Source organism: Streptomyces sp. NPDC090045 (genome assembly GCF_044747975.1).
GTDB lineage: Bacteria > Actinomycetota > Actinomycetes > Streptomycetales > Streptomycetaceae > Streptomyces.
The window spans coordinates 202,604-223,747 of record NZ_JBIVFA010000005.1 but is presented as its reverse complement, the minus strand read 5'-3'; the positions used below and the strand labels follow the sequence as shown (position 1 = coordinate 223,747).

At 72.4% G+C, this 21,144-nt stretch carries 22 protein-coding genes and 1 pseudogene; 14 read left to right on the top strand and 9 right to left on the bottom strand.

Going from position 1 to position 21,144, the window contains the following annotated elements:
- The first annotated feature begins 50 nt into the window (after positions 1-50).
- The 3 genes from ACIPYQ_RS16400 (at position 51) to ACIPYQ_RS16390 (ending at position 2,642) form a co-directional block, all read left to right on the top strand.
- Positions 51-869 (top strand): hypothetical protein, encoded by an 819-nt coding sequence (locus ACIPYQ_RS16400; RefSeq protein ID WP_361769837.1) that lies wholly within the window; start codon positions 51-53, stop codon positions 867-869.
- Positions 870-889: 20 nt separating this feature from the next.
- The gene (locus ACIPYQ_RS16395; RefSeq protein WP_401251348.1) at positions 890-1,627 is read left to right on the top strand and encodes a hypothetical protein; all 738 of its coding nucleotides are present in this window, start codon (positions 890-892) and stop codon (positions 1,625-1,627) included.
- A gap of 223 nt (positions 1,628-1,850) precedes the next feature.
- Positions 1,851-2,642 (top strand): VOC family protein, encoded by a 792-nt coding sequence (locus tag ACIPYQ_RS16390; protein ID WP_401251345.1) that lies wholly within the window; start codon positions 1,851-1,853, stop codon positions 2,640-2,642.
- A 1-nt stretch (position 2,643) separates the two neighbouring features.
- Here ACIPYQ_RS16390 and ACIPYQ_RS16385 read toward each other — a convergent pair whose 3' ends face one another.
- From ACIPYQ_RS16385 to ACIPYQ_RS16365, 5 genes are all read right to left on the bottom strand, one after another.
- Positions 2,644-3,450 (bottom strand): enoyl-CoA hydratase/isomerase family protein, encoded by an 807-nt coding sequence (locus tag ACIPYQ_RS16385; protein WP_401251343.1) that lies wholly within the window; start codon positions 3,448-3,450, stop codon positions 2,644-2,646.
- 162 nt (positions 3,451-3,612) lie between these two features.
- Positions 3,613-5,847, bottom strand: a complete 2,235-nt coding sequence (locus ACIPYQ_RS16380) for an acetate--CoA ligase family protein (RefSeq protein WP_401251340.1) — start codon at positions 5,845-5,847, stop codon at positions 3,613-3,615.
- A gap of 138 nt (positions 5,848-5,985) precedes the next feature.
- Positions 5,986-7,533, bottom strand: coding sequence for an MFS transporter (locus tag ACIPYQ_RS16375; RefSeq protein ID WP_401251337.1), 1,548 nt, complete (start codon positions 7,531-7,533; stop codon positions 5,986-5,988).
- A 110-nt stretch (positions 7,534-7,643) separates the two neighbouring features.
- A complete protein-coding gene (locus ACIPYQ_RS16370; RefSeq protein ID WP_361764250.1) occupies positions 7,644-8,129 on the bottom strand; it encodes a MarR family winged helix-turn-helix transcriptional regulator in 486 nt (161 codons plus the stop codon).
- 59 nt (positions 8,130-8,188) lie between these two features.
- Positions 8,189-9,376, bottom strand: coding sequence for a flavin-containing monooxygenase (locus tag ACIPYQ_RS16365; protein WP_401251333.1), 1,188 nt, complete (start codon positions 9,374-9,376; stop codon positions 8,189-8,191).
- 192 nt (positions 9,377-9,568) lie between these two features.
- On the opposite strand from ACIPYQ_RS16365, the gene ACIPYQ_RS16360 reads away from it, so the two are divergent.
- Together ACIPYQ_RS16360 and ACIPYQ_RS16355 are read left to right on the top strand one after the other, a co-directional pair.
- Entirely contained in the window at positions 9,569-10,021 is a 453-nt protein-coding gene (locus ACIPYQ_RS16360) for a DoxX family protein (protein WP_401251331.1), read from the top strand.
- Positions 10,018-10,446, top strand: coding sequence for a Zn-ribbon domain-containing OB-fold protein (locus ACIPYQ_RS16355; protein ID WP_361764241.1), 429 nt, complete (start codon positions 10,018-10,020; stop codon positions 10,444-10,446). Before ACIPYQ_RS16360 ends, ACIPYQ_RS16355 begins: the two co-directional genes overlap by 4 nt.
- Positions 10,447-10,450: 4 nt before the next feature.
- Here ACIPYQ_RS16355 and ACIPYQ_RS16350 read toward each other — a convergent pair whose 3' ends face one another.
- Positions 10,451-11,152 carry a pyridoxal 5'-phosphate synthase gene (locus tag ACIPYQ_RS16350; RefSeq protein WP_401251328.1) on the bottom strand — a complete coding sequence of 234 codons (702 nt, stop codon included), beginning with the start codon at positions 11,150-11,152 and terminating at the stop codon, positions 10,451-10,453.
- A 23-nt stretch (positions 11,153-11,175) separates the two neighbouring features.
- On the opposite strand from ACIPYQ_RS16350, the gene ACIPYQ_RS16345 reads away from it, so the two are divergent.
- The gene (locus ACIPYQ_RS16345) at positions 11,176-11,766 is read left to right on the top strand and encodes a hypothetical protein (RefSeq protein ID WP_401251325.1); all 591 of its coding nucleotides are present in this window, start codon (positions 11,176-11,178) and stop codon (positions 11,764-11,766) included.
- Positions 11,767-11,871: 105 nt separating this feature from the next.
- Complete coding sequence (locus ACIPYQ_RS16340; protein WP_327414595.1) at positions 11,872-12,078, top strand: DUF4287 domain-containing protein; 207 nt, start codon at positions 11,872-11,874, stop codon at positions 12,076-12,078.
- Positions 12,079-12,088: 10 nt separating this feature from the next.
- Here ACIPYQ_RS16340 and ACIPYQ_RS16335 read toward each other — a convergent pair.
- A pseudogene (locus tag ACIPYQ_RS16335) lies at positions 12,089-12,358 on the bottom strand (glyoxalase/bleomycin resistance/dioxygenase family protein); the annotation flags it as partial.
- Here ACIPYQ_RS16335 and ACIPYQ_RS16330 point away from each other — a divergent pair.
- Positions 12,359-12,703 carry an arsenate reductase ArsC gene (locus tag ACIPYQ_RS16330; protein WP_401251322.1) on the top strand — a complete coding sequence of 115 codons (345 nt, stop codon included), beginning with the start codon at positions 12,359-12,361 and terminating at the stop codon, positions 12,701-12,703.
- A 47-nt stretch (positions 12,704-12,750) separates the two neighbouring features.
- Here the strand turns inward: ACIPYQ_RS16330 and ACIPYQ_RS16325 are convergent, their stop codons facing one another.
- Positions 12,751-13,935: a thiolase C-terminal domain-containing protein gene (locus ACIPYQ_RS16325; RefSeq protein WP_401251319.1), complete on the bottom strand. Its 1,185-nt coding sequence runs from the start codon at positions 13,933-13,935 to the stop codon at positions 12,751-12,753.
- Positions 13,936-14,199: 264 nt separating this feature from the next.
- On the opposite strand from ACIPYQ_RS16325, the gene ACIPYQ_RS16320 reads away from it, so the two are divergent.
- The 5 genes from ACIPYQ_RS16320 to ACIPYQ_RS16300 all read left to right on the top strand — a co-directional run bounded on the left by ACIPYQ_RS16320 (position 14,200) and on the right by ACIPYQ_RS16300 (position 18,964).
- Positions 14,200-14,382 carry a hypothetical protein gene (locus tag ACIPYQ_RS16320; protein WP_401251316.1) on the top strand — a complete coding sequence of 61 codons (183 nt, stop codon included), beginning with the start codon at positions 14,200-14,202 and terminating at the stop codon, positions 14,380-14,382.
- A gap of 58 nt (positions 14,383-14,440) precedes the next feature.
- The gene (locus ACIPYQ_RS16315) at positions 14,441-15,859 is read left to right on the top strand and encodes an N-6 DNA methylase (protein WP_401251313.1); all 1,419 of its coding nucleotides are present in this window, start codon (positions 14,441-14,443) and stop codon (positions 15,857-15,859) included.
- Positions 15,856-17,118, top strand: coding sequence for a hypothetical protein (locus ACIPYQ_RS16310; RefSeq protein WP_401251310.1), 1,263 nt, complete (start codon positions 15,856-15,858; stop codon positions 17,116-17,118). Before ACIPYQ_RS16315 ends, ACIPYQ_RS16310 begins: the two co-directional genes overlap by 4 nt.
- 116 nt (positions 17,119-17,234) lie before the next feature.
- Positions 17,235-18,482, top strand: a complete 1,248-nt coding sequence (locus ACIPYQ_RS16305; protein ID WP_401251307.1) for an acyl-CoA dehydrogenase family protein — start codon at positions 17,235-17,237, stop codon at positions 18,480-18,482.
- A complete protein-coding gene (locus tag ACIPYQ_RS16300) occupies positions 18,482-18,964 on the top strand; it encodes a nitroreductase family deazaflavin-dependent oxidoreductase (RefSeq protein WP_327414592.1) in 483 nt (160 codons plus the stop codon). Before ACIPYQ_RS16305 ends, ACIPYQ_RS16300 begins: the two co-directional genes overlap by 1 nt.
- 61 nt (positions 18,965-19,025) lie before the next feature.
- On the opposite strand, the gene ACIPYQ_RS16295 is transcribed toward ACIPYQ_RS16300, so the two are convergent.
- Positions 19,026-19,673, bottom strand: coding sequence for a TetR family transcriptional regulator (locus ACIPYQ_RS16295; RefSeq protein ID WP_361764211.1), 648 nt, complete (start codon positions 19,671-19,673; stop codon positions 19,026-19,028).
- A 285-nt stretch (positions 19,674-19,958) separates the two neighbouring features.
- Here ACIPYQ_RS16295 and ACIPYQ_RS16290 point away from each other — a divergent pair, with 285 nt between their 5' ends.
- Positions 19,959-20,750 carry a VOC family protein gene (locus ACIPYQ_RS16290; RefSeq protein ID WP_361764208.1) on the top strand — a complete coding sequence of 264 codons (792 nt, stop codon included), beginning with the start codon at positions 19,959-19,961 and terminating at the stop codon, positions 20,748-20,750.
- The last annotated feature ends 394 nt before the right edge of the window (positions 20,751-21,144 follow it).

Genomic DNA, 21,144 nt, shown 5'->3' with positions numbered 1-21,144 from the left:
CCTGTGTATGGTCGTGGCCAACGACAACGACGTCGGGGGCTGGGGTGGTCATGGGCAATGGTTTTCGCTACCGGGCCGAACGGATCTCACTGGGTGCGATGGCAGCCGCGGGCATCCTGGTCCTGCTCGCCGACGTCCTCGGGTGGCTCGACAGGATGGCCCCCGGAGGCACGCTCCCGAAGATCACGCTGCTCATCCTGAGCACGGTCACCCTCTTCCTCCTGATGGAGTTCGACCGCCTGAAGGTGCTCGACAGCATCAGCACGCAGATCTCCGGCCTCACCCTGGACGGCCTGACGGGCGAGCTCCGGCGCCAGCACTACCTCGGCGTGACGAGGGTCCACCCGGAGTTCCCGACCGCGGAGTTCAAACGGCTCGTGGGCGGCGCCCGGCGCGAGGTGGCCATCCTGCAGACCTGGATCCCCAACCTCGCGGCTCTCGAGGAATCACTGGAGAAGGCCATCACCGAGCGGAACGTCGAGGTGCGCATCCTGCTGGTGCACCCGAAGTCCGACGTGGTGTACCTGCGTGACCAGGCCTTGCGCAACACGAGCCGCACGGTGTCCGTGAACGCCAGCCTCGACATCCTCCACGGGGTCCACCGCCGCCTTCCGGGGGAACTCCGGAACAAGCTCCAGGTACGGGTCTACAACTCCCTGCCGTCGATCTCCGTGTACAAGGCCGACGAGCACTACCTGGTCAGCTCCTTCCTGCACGGGCAGCTCGCCATCGACTCCACCCAGATCGAGATCGACGGGTGCGACACCGTGATGGGCCTGCAGGTTCAGGGAGAGCTGAACATCCTGTGGGGCATCGGGAGCGAAGTGGATCTGCGCGACCCGATGAGATCCATCGACGTCATCCAGTGATCCGGAGAAGGGCTACGACCGTGTGGGAACTGGACAGGTTCGAGGACGAACTGATCGAGCAGTACAGGCGGCATCCGGTGCTCGCGAACATCGAGCGGCTCCCGGAGGAGGCGTTCGCCGAGATCCTGCTCCAGCGGCGCTTCCTGTCGCTCGCCTTCACCCCGGCCTACGACCTGGCGATCGACCTCTTGCAGGACGAGGCGGGGCTGCGGATCGCGCGGATGATCCTGCGCGAGGAGTACCCGGACGACCGGGGGAACACGAAGTCGCACCGCGAGGACATGACGGACGACATGCTCCGGCTCGGGATCTCCCGGACGGCCCTCGTCCGTTCGAGGCCGACGGCGGCGACGAAGCGGGCCGTCGAGGACACCTTCGCCCTGATCGCCGACGAGGGTGACCGTGAACACGCCGACCTCAGGCTGTTGACGGTCCTGCGCTTCTGGGGCGAGATCCTGGTCTCCGTCGAGTACGGACGGCTGTGGGAGCGCATGGAGCCCCTGCTGGTGCGCGACGGCGAGAACCACTCGCGCTTCTACTACCCGCACCACTTTCACGATGCCAAGAAGAACGCGCTGGAGACCGTGAACATGCGGGCCACCACCCACTCCGACCGGCTGGGCAACCGGCTGCGGCACTTGATCGGCGACGGCGGGGCGACCGCCGACTGCTTCAAGGAGGCGGAGCAGCACGCGCTGCGGCTCAAGGTGAGCTTCTACGACCAGTTCCTGCCGGCGCTGGAGCGCGTCGGGAGCTGAAGCGGGGCCGGCGGACGGGGCACGGGGGCACGGGGGCACGGGGGCACGGGGGTACGGGGGTACGGGGGTACGGGGCCACGGGGGTACGGGGCCACGGGTCCCCTTTGTTCCCCCACACGGGTGAACCGTGTCGCCTCCGTGGGTCCGTACGCCGGGGCGGGGGTGGAGGCTCGGCATCGTGGCAGCGACCTCGTAGCGCCGCCGTACTCCCGGGAGGACCCCCATGCTCGGCACCGACTTCAGCACCGGATCACCCAACTGGCTCGACCTCGGCAGCCCCGACACGAAGGCGGCCGCCGCCTTCTACGGAGCCGTCTTCGGCTGGGACTTCGCCTCCGCCGGGCCCGAAGCGGGCGGCTACGGCTTCTTCCAGGTGGACGGGAAGACCGTCGCCGCGCTCGGGCCGCTCACCGAGGAGGGGGCGACGTCCGCCTGGATGCACCACTTCATGACCCCCGACATCGAGGCCACCACCGCGGCCGTCCGCGACGGCGGCGGCACGGTCCGGATGGAGCCCGGGGACGTCATGGGGGAGGGCCGGCTCGCGCACTTCACCGACCCGCAGGGCGCCGAGTTCGCCTGCTGGCAGCCCGGGAACACCGCCGGATTCGAAGTGGCCTCCGCCGAGAACACGCTGGTGTGGGCGGAGCTCCACGTGCCGGACCCGGTCGCGGCCATCGGCTTCTACGCCGGCCTGTTCGGCTGGCGGTACGCCGAGATGGACGTGCCCGGGATGACGTACCGCGTCCTGAGCACCGCCGACGGGGACCAGGAGGACGCCTCCTTCGGCGGGGTCGCGCCGCTGGGCGAGGGCGCCGGCGGCGGGGAGGAGGAGGCGCGCTGGGTGCCGTACTTCCACGTGGCGGACGTGGACGACACCATCGCGAAGGCCGAGAAGGGCGGCGGGTCGGTGCTCATGCCGGCGGCGGACGTGCCGGACGTCGGGCGGCTCGCGTGGCTGGCGGACCCCTTCGGTGCGGTGTTCGCGCTGCTCAAGCCGAACCCCCAGGCGTAGCTCACCGGCCCAGGTACTTGGGCGTGCGGCGCTCCACGAAGCTCGCCACGCCCTCGTTCGCGTCGGCCGTGGTCATGTTGATCTCCTGAGCGGTGGCCTCGGCGGCCAGGGCGGCCGCCCGGTCACCGTCCAGGGAGGCGTTGACCAGCTGCTTCGTCAGGGCGAGGGCACGGGTGGGGCCCTGCGCGAGCCGCTCGGCCCACGCGCGGGCCGTCTCCTCCAGCTCCTCGGCCGGAACCACCTTGTTGACCAGGCCGAGGCGCTCGGCGTCGGCCGCCGGGAGGGCGTCGCCGAAGAACATCAGCTCCTTGGCCTTCTGCGGGCCGACGAGACGGGGCAACAGGTACGCGCCGCCGCCGTCGGGGACCAGGCCGCGGCGGACGAACACCTCGATGAAACGGGCCGGTTCGGCGGCGATGACGAGGTCGCAGGCGAGGGCCAGGTGGGCGCCGATGCCGGCGGCCGTGCCGTTGACGGCGGCGAGGACGGGCTTCTCGCAGTCCAGCACCGCGGTGATCAGGCGCTGCGCGCCGAGGCGGATCATGCGGGCCACGTCGCCGGCGACCCTCTCGCCCGCGGGGGCGCCGCCGCCCCCGCGGAGGTCCGCGCCCGCGCAGAAGCCCTTGCCGGTGGCGGTGAGGACGACGGCGCGGATCGCCGGGTCGGCGGAGGCGTCGGCGAGCAGCGCGATGACGCGTTCGCGCTGGTCCCAGGTGACGGCGTTCATCGCCTCGGGGCGGTTGAGGGTGATCCAGGCGACGCCGTTGTCGACGCGGTGCAGGACTTCGTCCTCGGTGAGGCCGGTCATGGTGAACTCCCGTTCGTGGGTGGGCGCAGCGCCGTTGCCGGGGGCCAGCCCCCGGACCCCCGCGCCTCAAACGCGGCGGGGCTGAAATCCAGCCCCGCCGGCGTTTGAGGCGCGGGGTTCGGGGCGGAGCCCTGAGAAACGGCGCCGCGGGGCAAGCGCAGCTCAGCGGCAGATGGCGAGGGCGTCCAAGGCCACCGCACCCTGGCCTCGGGGGAGGACCATCAAGGGGTTGATGTCCAGTTCGGACAGCTCGTCGCCGAGTTCCAGCGCCATCCGCTGGATCCGCAGGACGACCTCCACCAGGGCGTCCACGTCGGCCGGGGGCGCCCCCCGTACGCCCTCCAGCAGCGCGTGCCCCCGCAGTTCCGTGAGCATCGCGCGGGCCTGGTCCTCGCCGAAGGGCGGGACGCGGACCGCCGCGTCGTGGAGGACCTCGACCAGGACCCCGCCGAGCCCCACCGTGACCGTCGGGCCGAAGAGGTCGTCCTGGGTGACGCCGACGACCATCTCCACCCCCCGCTCCACCATCTGGCAGACCAGGATCCCGTCGAGCGGCACGCTCTCGTAGCGTGCGATGTCGGTCAGTTCCCGGTACGCGTCGCGGATCTGGCTCGCCGAGGTCAGGCCGATCTTCACCAGGCCGAGTTCCGTCTTGTGGCCCAGCTGCGGGCCCGAGGCCTTCATCACCACCGGGTAGCCGACCAGGCCGGCCGCCCGGACGGCCGCCGCCGCGCTCGTCACCAGCTGCTCGCGGGGCACCCGTATCCCGTACGCGCGCAGGAGCTGCTTCGCCGCGTGCTCGCTCAGCTGCTGGCCGGGCCGCATGAGGGCCTGCGCCTTGCGGTACGAGGGCGAGGGCGTGCGCGGTGCGTCCTCGAAGGGGGAGCGGTAGCCGGCGGTGAAGCGGTGGTGGCCGAGGTAGGCGCGTACGGCGGTGATGCAGTTGCCGAAGGTACGGAAGGTGGCCACGCGGGAGGAGCCGAGGAGGGTGGTGCGGTAGGCGTCCTCGGTGCCGACCGGGGAGCCCCAGATCACGCAGATGAGCTTGTCCGAGGACTCGGCCGCGTCGACCAGGTCCTGGGCGAGCTTGTCGCTCATCGGCGGGAAGGGGCCGGTGATCGGGCAGATCAGTACGCCTACGGAGGGGTCCGCGAGGATGGCGTCGATGATCTTCCGGCCGCGCCAGTCGCCGACCGGGTGGCCGCCGTTGTCGACGGGGTTGGCGACGTTCAGGTACTCGGGGATCCACTGGTGGAGCTCGTCCTGCTTGGCCTGGGAGAGGGTGGGCAGGGTCAGGCCCGCCTCCGTCGCCAGGTCGGAGAAGTGCGCCCCGGTGCCGCCGGAGATGGAGTAGACGACGACCCCGTCGGCCTTCGGCTTGCGGGCGCGGGCGAGCAGGGCGGCGGTGTCCTGGAGTTCGTCCAGGCCGTCGACGCGGATCACGCCGAACTGGCGCATGGCGGCGTCCACGACGGTGTCGGCGCCGGTCAGCTTTCCGGTGTGGGAGGCGGCCATGCGGGCGCCGGTCTCGGTGCGGCCGACCTTGACGGCGACGACGGGGACGCCGTTGCGGGCGGCCCGGTCGGCGGCGAGGAGGAAGGACCGGCCGTCCTTGAGGCCCTCGACGTAGCAGGCGATGGCTCCGACCTCGGGCTGCTCGGCGAAGTAGGAGATGAAGTCGGAGGTCTCGAGGTCGGCCTCGTTGCCGGTGGGTGCCCAGTGGGAGAGGCGGATGCCGAGCTCCTGGAGGGTGTACACCGGGCGGCCCTGGTGGCCGGACTGGGTGATCAGGGCGATGGCCGGGCCGTCGAGGTCGTCGCGGAACCCCTCGAAGGCGTTCAGGTTGGTGTTGGGGCCGAGGAGGCGCAGGCCGGAGCGCTGGACGGCGGCGCCGAGCCGGTCCTGGGCGGCGGCGCCCGCGTCGCCGGTCTCGGCGAAGCCGGAGGCGAAGGCCACGGCGAACTTCACCTTGGTCTCGGCCAGTTCCTCGATGACGGGGAGCGGGTCGGCGACGAGGAGGACGGCGAGGTCCACCTGCTCGGGCAGCTCGGCCACGGAGGCGTGGCAGGTCAGCCCGAAGACGGTGGGGCGGGTGGGGTGCACGGGGTGGATCCGGGCGCCGACGCGTTCCGCCCAGGCGATGAGCTGGCGGGTGATGCCGGTGTTCGGTCTGCCCTCGGCGTCGGAGGCGCCGATGACGGCCACGGACTCGGGCCGGAAGAACCGGTCGAGGTCGGGCACGTCGGCGTGCAGCGGCCGCCCGCTGACGTCCACGGCGACCGCGTCGTCGGCGGAGGGGGCCGCCGATGAGTGGACGGCCGTCCTGGGGGTCTCCCCGCAGGCCTCGACACGTGCGCGGAAGTCGGTGGTGAGGGTGCCGTGAGTAGATCCAAGCATCGTTCCGCCCGCTCCTGCTCGATGAACCTTGATGGAACTGGAACTCAATAACTGACGTGTAGTCAGATTACTGAACTGACGCGCCGTCAGGAACAGGCCTGCGCAGGAAAGGTGGTGGAGGTGATGTGGTGAACGGTGTCAGATCCGCGCGGGGTCGGTCCAGAGTGCGGTTCGGCCAACGGCGTCCTGCCCGGCGGCCGCCTCCCGCGGGGCGTCCTCCGGCGCGTCCTCCGGTGCGTTCTTCGGGCGGCGCAGGACCGTGAAGGCGATGGTCAGGGCGGCGACGAGGAGGGCCGCCCCGACCGCGAAGGCCAGGTGGTAGCCGCCGGTCAGGGCCTCGGGGGCGGGACGTCCGGCCTCGGTGAGGGACTCGGTGCGGGAGGCGGCGAGGGTGGAGAGGACCGCGATGCCGAGGGCCATGCCGATCTGCTGGGTGGTGTTGAAGAGCCCGGAGGCGAGGCCCGCGTCCTCCTCCTTCGCGCCGGACATGCCCAGGGAGGTCAGGGCGGGCAGGGCGAGGCCGAATCCGGCGGCCAGCAGCATCACGGGGAGCAGGTCGGTGAGGTAGTCCGCCTGCTCGGCCCGGCCGGGCACCCGGGTCAGCAGGCCGAGTACGCCGATCAGCAGCACCAGGCCGGCCAGCAGGACGGCGCGCTCGCCGAACCGGGCGTTGAGGCGGGCCGAGACGGTCAGGGAGACGAGGCCGATGACGGCCGCGGCCGGCAGCATCGCGAGACCCGTTTCGCCGGCGCTGTAGCCGAGGACGTTCTGCAGATAGAGGGCGACGAGGATCTGGAAGGAGAAGAGGGCGGCGACCATCAGCATCTGGACCAGGTTGGCGCCGGAGACGCTGCGCGAGCGGAGGATCCGCAGGGGCATGAGCGGGTTCGCGGCGGTGGCCTGGCGTAGGAGGAAGCCGGCGAGCAGGGCGAGCGCGAGGGCGCCGTAGCCGAGGGTGCGGGCCGAGGTCGCCCCGTACTCCTCGATCTTGACGACCGTGTAGATGCCGAGCATCAGGCCGGAGGTGACGAGCAGCGCGCCGAGGGTGTCCGCGCCGGCCTTCAGGCCGAGCCCGCGGTCGCCGGGCAGGGCGGGGAGGGCGAGGAGGGCGGTCGCGATGCCGATGGGCAGGTTGATGAAGAAGATCCAGTTCCAGGTGAGCGCGTCGGTGAGGACACCGCCGAGGACCTGTCCGATCGAGGCGCCGGCCGCGCCGGTGAAGCTGAACACGGCGATGGCCTTGGCCCGTTCGCGCGGTTCGGTGAAGAGCGTGACCAGGATGCCGAGGCTGACGGCGGAGGCCATCGCGCTGCCGGCGCCCTGGAGGAAGCGGGCGGCGATCAGCAGGCCGGGGGAGGTGGCGGCGCCGGCGAGGAGCGAGGCCGCGGTGAAGACCCCGGTGCCCGCGAGGAACATCCGCTTGCGGCCGATCAGGTCGCCGAGGCGGCCGGCCAGGAGCAGCAGCGAACCGAAGGCGATGAGGTAGGCGTTGACGACCCAGCTCAGGCCGGCCGGGGTGAAGCCCAGATCGTCCTGGATGGCCGGCATCGCGACGGTCACGATGCTGCCGTCGAGGACCGTCATCAGCATGCCGGTGGCCAGGACGCCGAGGGCGAGCCGGCGGGAGCGCGGGCGCGCGGCTGCGGAGGTGGTGGGGGCGGTGGAGGTGGAGGCGGTGGAGGGCATTGCGGTCTCTCCTGTCGTCGGGAGGCAACAGGAGAGACCGTAGCAGATAGTTTTGTTGCAGACTATCTTTTACGGATCGGAGTGCGAGAGGGGTGTGACGGGTCGCGGTGTCAGCCCTTCTGGCGTGCCCGCCGGGCCGGCCGCGGTCCCTCCTCGGGTGTCTGCAGGTGCCCCGTGACCAGGCGGTTCAGTGCGCGGAGCAGCACCTCGCGCTCCTCGTCCGGCAGGGCGCCGAGGGCACTCCCGTGGACCCGGTCGACGATCTTCTGGCTCTCCTTCGCGACCTTCGCCCCCTCCTCGGTCACCGCGATGATCCGGGCCCGCCGGTCCGTGCCGGACGGCCTGCGCTCGGCCAGGCCGGCCTTCTCCAGCGCGTCCACCGTCACCACCATCGTGGTCTTGTCCATGTCCCCGATCTCGGCGAGCTGCGCCTGGGTGCGCTCCTCCTCCAGGGCGTGGACGAGCACGCAGTGCATGCGCGGGGTGAGCCCGATCTCGCCGAGCTGCGCGCTCATCTGGCTCCGCAGCACGTGACTGGTGTGGTCCAGGAGGAACGACAGGTCCGGTTCGGTGCGGGTGCGCGTCATGGCGGTCATGTCGACCAGGGTAACGAAAGTCGATCCGTCGCGGATTATCGACAAACGGACGACTGGCCCTACCGGGACCGCGCCTGCCGGGCCACGGCCTTGGCGATCCGCTCCGCGTCCATGGCCATTTCCCGGAGCATCCCGCTGATGGGATTGGTGAAGCCGGTGAAGTACAGCCCGGGGGCCTGCTGCGAGGTGCGGGCGCCGTGCGTACGGGGCCGCCCCCGCTCGTCGAGCACGCCGAGGCCGCCGACCAGCCCCTCCAGGGCGCGGCGGTAGCCGGTGGCCGCGATCACCGCGTCCGGGGTGATCCGCGAGCCGTCCGCGAGCACCACCTCGGCTCCGTCGAAGGACTCCACGGCGGCCACCGGCTCCACCGCGCCGCGGCGCACCGCGTCGACCAGGCCGACGTCCTGGAGCGGGATCGCCCCCTCCTTGACCCGGCTGTAGAGGCCGGTGGCGGGGCGCGGAAGCCCGTACGCCGACAGGTCCGGGACCGAGGCCTTCGTGACGAGCCGGCCCAGGCCGTCCACCAGCCTCACGGGCAGCCGGCGGACGAGGATCCCGCTGCGCTGGGCCGGCCAGCCGGCGGTGGAGCGGCGCAGGATGTGCGGTGCGGTGCGCACGGCGAGCCGCACCCGCGCCGCCCCGCCCTCGACGAGGTCGACGGCTATCTCGGCGCCGGTGTTGCCGACACCGACGACGAGGACGTCCTGGCCGGCGTAGGGCTGCGGGTTGCGGTAGTCGGCGGCGTGCAGCAGCCGGCCGCCGTACGTATCCAGGCCCGGCCAGTCGGGGATCGCCGGCGTGTGGTTGTACCCGGTGGCGACGACGACGGCCGCGGCGGTCAGCACCCGCCCGCCGCTGGCGTGCAGGGTCCAGCCGTCCTCGCCCTCGGGGGCGGGTCCGGCGGGCTCGATCCGGGTCACCTCGACGCCGGTCACGAGCTCCAGCTCGTGGAACTCGGCGTACTTCTCCAGGTAGCGCACGACGTCGTCACGGGAGACCCAGCGCCCGAAGCGGCGCGGCATCGGCAGGCCCGGGAGGGCGGAGAGCCGGCGCGTGGTGTGCAGGTGCAGCCGGTCGTAGTGCCGGCGCCAGGACGAACCGACCGCGTCGGACTTCTCGACGACCACCGCGCGGACCCCGCGGGCGCGCAGCGCGGCGGCCACGGCGAGGCCGCCGGGGCCGGCCCCGATGACGTACACGGGGCGGGGCTGGGTGGTCAGGTCGGGTGCTGCGGGGACTCCAGGCATGAGGTGTGATCGTATCGCCACGCAGAGTTGATGGGTCTCGGACAAGGAGGGAATCGATTGCGGATCGGTCACGTTCCGGGCCCGCGGCCGGCGCTTCGCCAACCCGTGGCCGGCCGGGGCCTTGCGGGATCGCCCCGCATCCGCTGAACTGACGTACCGTCAGATCAGTGGTGAGAGGGGTGGGGGCTGCCGATGCAGACCATCTGGCTCAGTGGGGCCGAATGGCTCGCCGTGCTCCGGATAGGCCTCGGCCTGTGGTGGCTGGAGAGCTGGCGGCACAAGGACAAGAGGGGCTGGTTCGAGCGCGGCACCGGCATCGCGTGGGCCGCCGACGTCGCGAACAAGCACCGCTGGACCTTCGTCAAGGGCGGCTTCGAACTGGTCGTCGCGCCGCGCCCGAAGGCGATGGCGTACCTCGTCGTCTACGCGGAACTCGCGCTCGGGCTGGGCCTGGTGCTCGGCTTCCTGACCCCGGTCGCCCTGGTCGGCGGGCTGCTGCTGAACCTGCTCTACCTGGTGCTGATGATCCACGACTGGGCCGAGCAGGGCCAGAACGCGATGATGGCGCTCATCTCGCTCGTCGCGCTCCTCGCCATGTCCTGGCAGACCTGGTCCCTCGACGCGGCGATCGGACTGTTCCTGTGAGCGGCGGCACGGCGCGATACGACCTCCCGGAGACCGACGACTTCACCCGCACCTACTGGGACGCGGCGGCGCAGGGCCGGCTCCTGCTGCGCCGCTGCGGGGACTGCGGGCGGGCGCACCACTACCCGCGCGAGTTCTGCCCGTACTGCTGGGCCGGCGAGGACCGCGTGACGTGGGAGCCGGCGAGCGGCCGGGCGACCCTCTACACCTGGTCGGTGATCCACCGCAACGACCTCCCGCCCTTCGGCACGCGCGTCCCGTACACGGCGGCGGTGGTCGACCTGGCGGAAGGCCCGCGGATGATGACCGAGGTGGTGTCCTGCGAGGCGGCGGACCTGCGCATCGGCATGCCGCTGACGGTCACCTTCCGCGAGGCGGCGGACGGGGTGTGGGTGGCGGTCTTCCGGCCGGGCCCGCCGGACTGACGGATCAGGGCCAGAGCAGCTCGCGGACCCAGGACCCCTCGGCGGTACGGGAGTACCGCAGGCGGATGTGCCGGCGCGCGGCGTCCCCCTGGAAGAACTCCACCTCGTCGGCGTCCAGTACGTACCGGGTCCAGGTCGGAGCCGGTGCGTCCGGCTCGGCCCCGGCCCGTTCCCAGGCCTGCTCCGAGGCCCGGACCAGGTCCTCGGCCGAGTCCAGCACCTCGCTCTGGCGCCCGGTGAGCGCGGCGGCGAGCGCCCCGCGCGAGCGGACCGCCAGGTCCGCGCGGCTCTCCTCGGGCCCGCAGGCGGTGACCCGGCCCCGGATCCGGATCTGCCGGGCCACCGTCGGCCAGTAGAACCCGAGCGCCGCCTCCGGCCGCGCGGCCAGCTGCACGCCCTTGGCGCTGGTGACGTGCGAGGCGAAGTGCCAGCCCCGCGCGTCGGCGTCGTGCAGCATCAGCGTCCGCACATCGGGCCGCCCCGCGCCGTCCACCGTCGCCAGGCTCATCGTGTGCGGCTCCAACTGCCCGGCCCGGGCGGCGTGCACGAGCCATTCCCGGAACAGCGGGAGCGGCTCGTCGGGCGCGGCCCCGGTGTCGAAGCCGGGAAGCGGGGAGTCCCACACGCGCAGGGAGTGCAGGGTGGCGTGGAAGTCGTCGGCGCCGTCAGCGGCGTCGGTACCGAACTCGCTGTTCTCGCTGGTCATGCCCCCAGGCTAGGGTGCCGGCCATGGACGTTCACAGAGGTGTCGCACGAGGTGCCGCACGCGGGCTCTTCGCTCTCGCGGTGGCCCTGACGGCGACCGCGGTCGTCGCCCCGCTGTACGACCGCCCGGGCGGCCCGGCCGTCCTGGCCGAGCTCGACCACCCCGTGCTCCTCGCCGTCCTCGCCGCCCTCTCCCTGACGGCGGGGGTCCTGCTCTCCTCCCGCCGCCCCGAGGTCCGCAAGGCCACCGTCGGCGGCCTCGCGATCGCGGCCGTCTTCGGCGCACTGGCCACCGTGGTGTACGCGCTGGCCGCCGACCCCTTCCCGTCCCGGGAGTACGACGTCCCGGCCCCGGGTGGAGTCCAGCGCCGCCTGGTGGTGGAGCGCACGTCCCCGCTCATCGACCCCGTCTGGCGGGTCTACGTGGACACGGGCGGCTTCCCCACGGCCCGCCGCTGGCCGGTGGCGGAGTACACGGAGTCGAGCTGGCCGACGGGAGTCCTCCACGCCGAGTGGATCGGCCCGGACCGCATAGGGCTGACCGACTACGACCACCGCCAGCACGAGGTCGAACTGGCCCCGGACGGCCGCCCGTTGAACGGGGTGGACTGGTAGGGACGGCCGTCTCCACGGGATTTCGGAAATTCTCCGCAGGACCGATGAGTTCTGCGTCCGGCCGCGGTCATACAGGCAACGGCACCGCGACGAAGGAGAGAGACCATGGCCGAGACAGTGAAGGGCCCCGCCGCCTACTTCCCCTCGATCGAGAAGAAGTACGGCCGGCCGATCGCCGAGTGGAAGGACCTCATCAGGTCCTCGCCGCTGACCAGGCACATGGAGCTCGTCACCTGGCTCAAGACCGAACACGGCCTGGGCCACGGCCACGCCAACGCCCTCGTCGCCCACACCCTCGCCGAGGGCGAGTAGGCCGCCGGCCCTACCCGCAACAGCAGGCGCCGCCGGCCGGGGCCGGGGTCTTGCCCAGCTGGTCGGCGTCGGCCTTGACGACGTAGACCTCCCACGGTTCCCGGCCGGGTCCGTGGACCCACACCTTGTCCTGGAGGGCGTAGCAGCAGGACGTGTCGTTCTCCGCGAACGTCGCGAGCCCGGCCTCCTCGAGCCGGGTGGCGGCGGTGACCTCCTCGGTGGACTCGACCTCGACGCCGAGGTGGTCCAGGCGCGTCTCCTGACCCGGTTCGCCTCGCAGATGGCCGCCGCCTTCCTCACCCACCTCTCCCGGGGCCGGGTCGAGGTCCGTTCCGCCGGGTCCGCGCCGGCGGACGCCGTGAACCCGGCCGCCGTGGAGGCCATGGCGGAGGCCGGCATCGACCTGTCCGCCGAGACGCCGAAGGTGCTGACCGTCGAGGCCGTTCGGGCGTCCGACGTGGTGATCACCATGGGCTGCGGCGACACCTGCCCCGTCTTCCCCGGCAAGAGGTACCTCGACTGGAAGCTCGACGATCCGGCCGGGCGGGGCGTCGAGGCGGTCCGCCCGATCCGGGACGAGATCGAGCGGCGCGTCCGCGCTCTCCTCGCCGAGCTCCTGCCCTGACGGCCCGGCCGCGAGGCCCCGTACGGTGATCCGGAGGGGTCCGCGCGCTACCCCCGGCCCAGCAGGACCGTGCCCGAGGAGCAGAACCAGCCGCCCGTCCCCGAGGCCAGGGCCACCTCGGGGAGGCGGCCGCCGCTCTTGGTGACCTGGCCCGGGCCCGCCTCGCCGCGGAGCTGGCGGACCGCCTCGACCAGCAGGAACAGGCCGCGCATGCCGGGGTGGCAGGCCGAGAGGCCGCCGCCGTCGGTGTTGACCGGGAGCTCCCCGTCGCGCAGCAGGCGGCCCTTCTCCACGAAGGCCCCGCCCTCGCCCTTCGCGCAGAAGCCGAGGTCTTCCAGGGTCACCAGGGTCATGTACGTGAAGGCGTCGTAGATCTCGGCGAGGTCCACGTCCGCCGGGGTGAGGCCGGCCCGCTCGAAGGCGATGCGGCCCGAGACCGCCGCCGGGGACACGGTGAAGTCCTCCCACTCCGACATGGTGGTGTGCGAGACGGAGGTGCCCGCGCCGAGGACCCAGACCGGAGCCTTCGCGGTGTCCGGTACGTAGTCCTCCGCCGCCAGCAGGACGGCGCAGCCGCCGTCCGAGCGGATGCAGCAGTGCAGCTTGGTGAAGGGGTCCGCGATCATGTCGGAGGACAGGACCTCGTCCACCGTGATCGGGTCCCGGAACATGGCGTCCGGGTTGGTGGCCGCGTTCGCCCGGGCCTGTACGGCCACCGCGGCGAGCTGCTCCAGCGTGGTCCCGTACTCGTGCATGTGCCGGCGGGCGGCCATCGCGTACTTGGAGATCAGCGTGTGCCCGTACGGGACCTCGAACTGGAGCGGTCCGCGGGCCCCGAAGGAGAGGTTCGAGGTGCGCCGGCGCGCCTTGATGTCGGCCCGCGCCGTGGAACCGTAGACCAGCAGCACGGCGTTGGCGTGCCCCGCGGCGATGGCGTCCGCCGCGTGGGCGGCCATGACCTCCCAGGTCGAGCCGCCCACCGAGGTGGAGTCGACCCAGGTGGGGCGCAGGCCGAGGTACTCGGCCACCTCGACCGGCGCCAGCGTGCCGAGGCCGGCGGAGGCGAGGCCGTCGATGACGGAGCGGTCCAGGCCGGAGTCGGCCAGGGCGCGCCGGGCGGCCTGCGCGTGCAGGGCGTAGGGGGTGGGTGCGTCCACCCGGCCGCAGTCGGAGAGGGCGACGCCGACGACCGCGACCCGGCGCCCCGGAGTGGGCGGTATGGCTGAAGACATGAATCTGACGGTACATCAGATACGTGTCACGGGGCAGGTCTTGGCGCCCGCGACCGTCGCGCGGATCGCGAATACGCGGAGGAATTGGAAGAGGTGAATTCGTATCCTGAGCGTTGCCTGTCGGCTGACCGAACCGACTGCTGACTGAAAACCAAACGGACTGCTGCGTCTGCTACCGTGGTGCGTGCACCGATGAGGTGGTCTGGTTTCGCCTTGTCCGATGCGACCAATCGGTTGATTCCGGCATAAGAATGGTGGGGGTCCATGACGCACAAGGTTCTGGTGGTCGCGTTCATCGTCACGTTCGCGGCGCTCGCCGCCGTGGTGGCGGGGGCCTGCCTGCGGAGGGTGGGGGCCGAGCGGCCGATCGCCCTGGGCGGGGGAGGGGCCGCCTTCGTGGCGACCGTCACCGTGGGGTTCGTGATCGCGAGCTACCTCCGGTCCTGATGACCCGCGGGGCATGATGGGGTCGGTACGGGGTGGAAGCGAGTGCGGAGGAGGCGGCGTGGCGGCGAACGCGGCGCGAGAGGCGGCGGCGCTGTCGCGGGCGCTGGATGCTCTGGGCGGGGTCGTGTCCGCCGAGGAGGCGCATCGACTCGTCATGGTCCTCGGGCTGCTGCGGCACCACGCGGAGTCCTCGCGCTCCGATGACCTGCCGGACCGCTCGTACAGGACCTACGCGTGGGACCGGCTCCTGTCCTCGGCCATGGGCGGAGACCGCCTGTACGACGTGATCGGCGACGGCGTGCGGGACTGGGAGGCGGACAGCGGGCGCCGGCTCGAGCAGCGTGTTCCGGACCTGCGCGCGGTGCGCCCCGCGCAGCTGCACGAGGTCCTCGACGCGGTGACCCTGGTGCGGAGCCCCGTCCGTCTGTTCGACCTCGTCCTGCAGGCGCAGTCCCGAGACGCCAAGGGCGGTCAGTACTTCACGCCGAGGGACGTGACGCGTCTGATGGTGGAGCTGCTGGATCCCCGCGCGGGCGAGTCCGTCTACGATCCCGCCTGCGGATCGGGCGGCCTGCTCGTCGAATCCGCCGCCTACGTGGCCGCGCACGGCGGCAAGGCCGAGGACCTGGGGCTGTACGGGCAGGACGTCAGCGCCTCCGTGCTGGACACCGCCGCGATGAACATGGGAGTCCGCGACCTCGAAGCCCGTCTCGCGGGGCCCGAGTCGAGCCTCCTCCGTGACGGCTTCCCGGAGCAGACGTTCGACGTCGTGGCGGTCAATCCGCCCTTCAACCAGTCGCGTTGGGACTACGGCCACGGACGGTACGACGGGCTGTGGCCCCTGGGGGTCCCACCGCAGGGGAACGCCAACTTCGCCTGGGTGCAGCACTGCCTGAAGAAGCTGGCGCCCGGCGGGAGGGCGGCGATCCTCCTGCCCACGGGTGCGGCGACCGGAACGCGGGGCGCCGAACGGGACGTACGGGCACGCCTGGTCGACGCGGGGCTCCTGGCCGCGGTGGTCGAACTCCCCGCCGGCCTCATCCCGCACGTCCGCAACCCGGTCTGCCTGTGGATCCTGTCCTCCTTCCGGGGCGCCGGCCCCCTGAAGGAGCGCGGCGAGGTGCTTCTCGTCGACGCGCGGGAAGGCGCCCTCACCGTGGACAAGCGCCAGCGCGTCCTCCCGGACGAGGTCGTCGAGCGGATCTCGGACACCTTCGCGTCGTGGCGCGGGCGGTCCGGCGCTCCCCGCTATGCGGACCGGCCCGGATGGTGCCGGTCGGTCCGCGTCGAGGAACTCGCCGAGCAGGCCGAGTACGACGTACTGCCGTCCCGGCACGTGCCCGCACCCGCCACCCGGGGCGAAGAGGAATCCGACGGCCTTGGGCGGCTGGCGGAACTGACCGCCGAACTCGTACGTCACTTCGAGGACTCGCGCCGCCTGGAGCGCGAGCTCCTGGACCTGCTGGGGAACCGGTGACCACGGGGCGCGTCGAAGAGCGGCTGAGGGCGCTCCCCCCGGACTGGATGCTGGTGCCCCTCGGCGACCTGCCCCTGCAGTCGCCCGTCGGATACGGGATCACCCGCCCCGGTCCCCACGTGGACCACGGCGTGGGCATGCTCCGGGCCACGGACATCCAGGGCGGGCGGGTCCGTCCGGATCAGGCCCGGCACGTCAGCGACCAGGTGGACCGGGCCAACGAGCGCAGCCGGATCGGCGTGGGTGACGTGCTGGTCGTGATGGTCGGCAGGGTGGGTGAGGCGGCCGTCGTCACCGAGGAGTTCGCCGGCTGGAACATCTCCCGGACGATCGGGCGGGTCAGCCTGCGCGAGGAGGGTCCGGTGGACCCGGCCTGGCTCTCGGCCTGGCTCAACTCCTCCTATGTACGCACATGGTGCGCCCAGCGGGCGACGGGCTCCACCCTGCAGCGCACGCTGAACCTGGCCGCGCTGCGCGAGCTGCCGGTGCCGGTGCCGCCCCGGGCGCAGGCCCTGGAATTCCTCCGCCTGATGACCGTGATCGAGGAGAAGGCGCAGGTCGACGCCGAGATCGTGGGTACGGCGCCGGCGGTCGCGGACGCCTGGTTCCGCACGGAGGCGGCCGAAGGGCTGCGGCGTGCGCCGTTCGGGGAGCTCGCGCGGATCAGCGTCGGAGTCCGCATGCGACCGCACCCCGAGGGGCTGGAGCCGGCCGGACCGTCCGTGCCGGTCGTGGCACCCGCGGACATCCTGCAGAGCGAGCTCGCCCACCTCGGCGACACCGGTACCGGGCAGGTCGTCACCGAGGACGTGCCGCTCTGTCCGCCCGGTTCCCTGCTCGTGGCCGTCCGGGAGGGCGGCGTGCGCGTGGTCGTGAACGACGTCGCCGTCGTCCCCGGCAGGGGCGTGCTCGTGCTGGAACCGTGGTCCGAGGACGACCGGTACTGGCTGCTCCACGCGATCCGCTGCCATGCCCTCGAACTGGCCTCGACGGCGCAGGGCTCGGCCGGGCGCGAAATCAGTCACCGCGCCTTCGCGGGTGCCGCCGTGCCCTGGGCCCCGGCGGAGGTCCGCGCCCGCTTCGCGGCGGTGGCCGGGCGTCTCCATGGACGGGCGCGCACGGCCGCGCAGGAGGTCAGCACCCTCGCCGCGCTGCGGGAGGTGCTGCTCGAGGAATTCCTCGCGACGGGCGCCGCGCCGTCGCGCGGGGGCCCGGCACGCGGCGGGGGAGTGCAGGAGGGGCTCTTCGCCATGGAGTAGCGGCTCGGAGAGACGTCTCCGCCCCCTGTGCATCTGCGGCCGCCGGCCCTAACATGACGGCCCGTCAGATCCGCCCCCGGCCGCCGCCGGGAGGTGCCCCCAGGAGGAGCCAGACGATGGATGCCGCCTTCACTGCGGAGCAGGCCGAGATACGCCGCACCCTGCGCGAGATCCTGGGCAAACGCTGCGGCCCCGACGAGGTCAAGGCCGCCGTCCGCACCGCCGCCGGACACGACCGCGAGCTGTGGCAGCAGCTCGCCGAGCGGCTCGGCCTGCCCGGCCTCGCCATCGCCGAGGAGTACGGCGGCGTCGGCTGCGCCCCCGCCGACCTGGCCCTGGCCTGCGAGGAGACCGGGCGGGCGCTGCTGCCCTCGCCGCTCCTGGCCACCGCCGTGCTCTGCGCGCCCCTGATCACCGCCCTTGGCACCGAAGCCCAGCGCTCCGCACTGCTCCCGCCGCTGGCGGCGGGCGGGCTGACCGCCGCCCTCGCCGTCCCGGGCCCGGCACTGGCCACGGCGCTCGCGCTGACCGGCGACGACAGCACCGGGCAGTGGTCCGGCGGCGGCCGCGCGGGCGGGGTGCAGGCCCGCGCCGACGCCGCGGGCGGCGGCTGGCGGCTGTACGGGGAGGCCGCGCAGGTGCTCGACGGGCACAGCGCCCCGCTGCTGCTGGTCGCCGCGCACGCCGGGGGCTTCGCCCGCAGCCGTACGCTGCTGTTCCTCGTACGGGAGGACGCGCCCCGCCTCGTACGGTCCCGGCAGGCCGTGCTGGACGAGACCCGCCCGCAGGCCAGGATCCAACTGCGCGACGTACCCGCCGAGTTGCTCGGCGACGAGGAGGGCGACGTACCGGGCGCCCTCGCCGCCACCGGGCGCACCGCCTCCGCGGTGCTCGCCGCCGAGGCGGTCGGCGCGGCCGGGCAGGCACTCGCCCGCACCGTCGAGTACGTGCGCCAGCGCGAGCAGTTCGGCCGGGCGATCGGCTCCTTCCAGGCGGTCAAGCACCGGCTCGCCGACCTCTACGTACAGGTGCAGGCGGCCCGCTCGGCGGCCTACTACGCCGCCTGGGACCCGGACCAGGGCTGCCTCGCCCTCGCCCAGGCGCTCGAGGCCCTGCGGGTGACCGCGGGCGAGGCGATCCAGCTGCACGGCGGCATCGGCTTCACCTGGGAACACGACGCGCACCTCTACTTCAAGCGGGCGGCGGCCGACGAGCTGCTCTTCGGACCGGTCCACCGGCTGCGGGCGCACGCCGCGGACCGCGCGGGCCTGTTCACGGCCCCCGCCCCGGACCCCGTCGCGCCCACGGCGGTCGCGGCTCCCGCACCCCACGTCCCGCCCGCCCAAGAGAAGGTGGCCGTCTGATGGCTCGCGTGGCTCCCGGCGTCAAGCTGATGCAGAAGGTCTCCTCGACCATGCTGTTCGCCAAGATCGCACCGCACTTCATCCCCGCCCTGGACAAGGCGGTGCACAAGCTCACCCGCGGCAAGGTGATGCTCAGCGCCCAGATGCTGCCGGGCGTGATCCTCACCGCCAAGGGCGCCAAGACGGGCGAGCCGCGCACCACCCCGCTCGCCTGCATGCCGGAGAACGGCGGCACGAGCTGGGTCCTGATCGGCTCCAACTTCGGCCGGCCCGGGCACCCGGCATGGACCGGGAATCTGCTCAAGCACCCGGACGCGGACGTGAGTTGGCAAGGCCGGGACATTCCCGTACGGGCCCGGCTGCTGGCGGGGGAGGAACGCGCTGCGGCATGGCAGGCGGTGCTGGGGTTCTGGCCGCCGTACGCGACGTACCAGGCGCGCATCGAGCGCGAGATCCGGTTGTTCCGTCTGGAGCGTCGCTGATCCCGGACGGTACACGTCGGCACGGAGCCGCCCAAGGCGGCGGACCCCGAGGGATCCGCCGTTACTTGGTGGGCTTCTTGCCCGTGATGCCGAGGTGGACGAGCAGCGCCAGGTTCGGCTTGAGCTCGGCCTGCTTGACGCCCCAGGTCTGGAAGCCCTTCTGGTGCGAGGCGACCGCGGCCAGCATCGCGACCAGCGAACCGGCCATGGCCGCGGGACTGACGTCCTTGTCGACCTTGCCCTTGGCCTGGAGCTCCTTCATCGACTCCGTCAGGGAGTTGGTGACCGAGTTCAGGATCTTCATGCGGATCTTGTAGAAGCGCTTGTCGCCCTCGGCCGCACCGAGGTCGACGACCCGCAGGATCGCGTCGTTGCGGCGCCAGAACTCGAGGAAACCGTCCACGAGTTCCTCGGCGGCGGACCAGCCGGACTTGCCGACCCAAGTGCGGCCCTCGACGAGCGACGTCAACTGCGCGCCCTCGGTGGCCATTTGCTCGGCGATCTCCAGGACGGCGCCCTCGACGTCCGGGAAGTACTGGTAGAAGGTCGCGGGGGAGGTACCGGCCTTGCGGGCGACGTCGATCACTTTGACGTCGCGGTACGGCGAGGAGCTGAGCATCTCGCTGAGGCAGTCGAGCAGCTTCTGCCGCGTCGCCTGGCCGCGCCGGCCGGCGACACGCCCGTCGACGGTGCGTACTTGTCCTGTCATGCCGTCAGCTTACCGAGGGGTGATCGGCGCGCTATTCGGCCGCCTGCAAATGGGGTTACGGGGTCCCTGGCCTGGGCGGGAGGCGGTCCGAGGGGTCGCGGAGGCGGATTTCCGGCCGGGCGCGCCCCGGGTACACCGCGTAGTCGCAGGCCGGGCGTGTCGCCCGGTTCCGCAAGGTTTCCCCCGAATAGTCTTATCAACAGGCTGTGGACAAGTTTTCGGACGGATCATGGCTGAGAGAGGTGAGAGGGTACACACCCCCGCACAACGGAAGGAACCGGGCCCATGGCCGCATTCGTGGAAGGCGCACCCTGCTGGGTGGACGCCTCGCTTCCGGACGTCGAGGCGGGCAAGCGCTTCTACGGCGAGCTGTTCGGGTGGACCTTCGCGGACAGCGCGGGAGCCGAGTACGGCCACTACACGCAGGCCTACAGCCGCGGCCGCAACGTGGCCGCCCTCGCACCCAAGCCGGACGGCCGGATGCCCACCGTCTGGGGCGTCTACCTCTACACGAGGGACGCCTACGCCTGCGCCCAGCGCATCCGCGCCGCGGGCGGCCAGATGGTGATGGACCCGATGCCGGTGGGCCCGTACGGCACCGCCGCGATGGCCGCCGACCCCGGCGGGGCCGTCTTCGGCCTGTGGCAGCCCGGCACCCACGACGGCTTCGAGGCCCAGCAGGAGCCGTACACGTACTGCTGGACCGAGGTCTACACGCGGGCCCGCGACGCCGTCGACGTCTTCTACGCCAAGGTCTTCGGCTACGTCCCGCAGGACCAGGACGACGCCGGTGTCGAGTACCGCATCTGGTCCCCGCCCGGCAGCGCGCCCGGCATCGACAGCGCGGTCCTCGGGCGCAGCCTGATCACCGACGCCTTCCCGGAGATCATGCCCGCGCACTTCCTCGTCTACTTCGCCGTCCCGGACTGCGACCAGTCCGTGGCCACGGCGCGGCGGCTCGGCGGCCGGGTCACCGCCGATCCCTTCGACACCCCCTACGGACGGATCGCGGTCGTCGCCGACAACCAGGGCGCCGTCTTCGGCCTCCTCTCGGAACCCCGCACCAAGCCGGACTAGGCGTGCTTCCGCCGGGGCTCCGCTGCTGGGACTCCGCCCCAGACCCTCCCCCAGACTCCGTCCGGGGGACCCCCACGCCTCAAACGCCGGCGAGGCTGAAAGACCGGGGCTCCGCCCCGCACCCCGCGCCTCAAACGCCGGCGAGGCTGGAATGTGCGGCAGGGCTGGATGGTGCGGCTCAAAGATCGGGGCTCCGCCCCGGACCCCGCGCCTCAAACGCCGGAGGGGCTGGATTGTGCGGCGAGGCTGGAATGTGCGGCGGGGCTGGAGTTGGTGCGGCGGGGCTGGATGGTGCGGGGGCGGGTGTGTGCAGGGGCGCTCCCCGCAGGGCGTCGAACACAAGGTGCCTCGGCCCTCCGACCCCCCGACACGTTCGACGTCCGAGGAGACGCAC

Coding starts and splice junctions, on each gene's coding strand:
- ACIPYQ_RS16325 (WP_401251319.1), bottom strand. CDS start 13,935: ATGTCTTCAGCCATACCGCCCACTCCGGGGCGCCGGGTCGCGGTCGTC.
- ACIPYQ_RS16300 (WP_327414592.1), top strand. CDS start 18,482: ATGGCTCGCGTGGCTCCCGGCGTCAAGCTGATGCAGAAGGTCTCCTCG.
- ACIPYQ_RS16345 (WP_401251325.1), top strand. CDS start 11,176: ATGGACGTTCACAGAGGTGTCGCACGAGGTGCCGCACGCGGGCTCTTC.
- ACIPYQ_RS16370 (WP_361764250.1), bottom strand. CDS start 8,129: ATGACCGCCATGACGCGCACCCGCACCGAACCGGACCTGTCGTTCCTC.
- ACIPYQ_RS16320 (WP_401251316.1), top strand. CDS start 14,200: ATGACGCACAAGGTTCTGGTGGTCGCGTTCATCGTCACGTTCGCGGCG.
- ACIPYQ_RS16400 (WP_361769837.1), top strand. CDS start 51: ATGGGCAATGGTTTTCGCTACCGGGCCGAACGGATCTCACTGGGTGCG.
- ACIPYQ_RS16305 (WP_401251307.1), top strand. CDS start 17,235: ATGGATGCCGCCTTCACTGCGGAGCAGGCCGAGATACGCCGCACCCTG.
- ACIPYQ_RS16360 (WP_401251331.1), top strand. CDS start 9,569: ATGCAGACCATCTGGCTCAGTGGGGCCGAATGGCTCGCCGTGCTCCGG.
- ACIPYQ_RS16365 (WP_401251333.1), bottom strand. CDS start 9,376: ATGCCTGGAGTCCCCGCAGCACCCGACCTGACCACCCAGCCCCGCCCC.
- ACIPYQ_RS16290 (WP_361764208.1), top strand. CDS start 19,959: ATGGCCGCATTCGTGGAAGGCGCACCCTGCTGGGTGGACGCCTCGCTT.
- ACIPYQ_RS16380 (WP_401251340.1), bottom strand. CDS start 5,847: ATGCTTGGATCTACTCACGGCACCCTCACCACCGACTTCCGCGCACGT.
- ACIPYQ_RS16385 (WP_401251343.1), bottom strand. CDS start 3,450: ATGACCGGCCTCACCGAGGACGAAGTCCTGCACCGCGTCGACAACGGC.
- ACIPYQ_RS16295 (WP_361764211.1), bottom strand. CDS start 19,673: ATGACAGGACAAGTACGCACCGTCGACGGGCGTGTCGCCGGCCGGCGC.
- ACIPYQ_RS16390 (WP_401251345.1), top strand. CDS start 1,851: ATGCTCGGCACCGACTTCAGCACCGGATCACCCAACTGGCTCGACCTC.
- ACIPYQ_RS16350 (WP_401251328.1), bottom strand. CDS start 11,152: ATGACCAGCGAGAACAGCGAGTTCGGTACCGACGCCGCTGACGGCGCC.
- ACIPYQ_RS16330 (WP_401251322.1), top strand. CDS start 12,359: ATGGCCGCCGCCTTCCTCACCCACCTCTCCCGGGGCCGGGTCGAGGTC.
- ACIPYQ_RS16340 (WP_327414595.1), top strand. CDS start 11,872: ATGGCCGAGACAGTGAAGGGCCCCGCCGCCTACTTCCCCTCGATCGAG.
- ACIPYQ_RS16375 (WP_401251337.1), bottom strand. CDS start 7,533: ATGCCCTCCACCGCCTCCACCTCCACCGCCCCCACCACCTCCGCAGCC.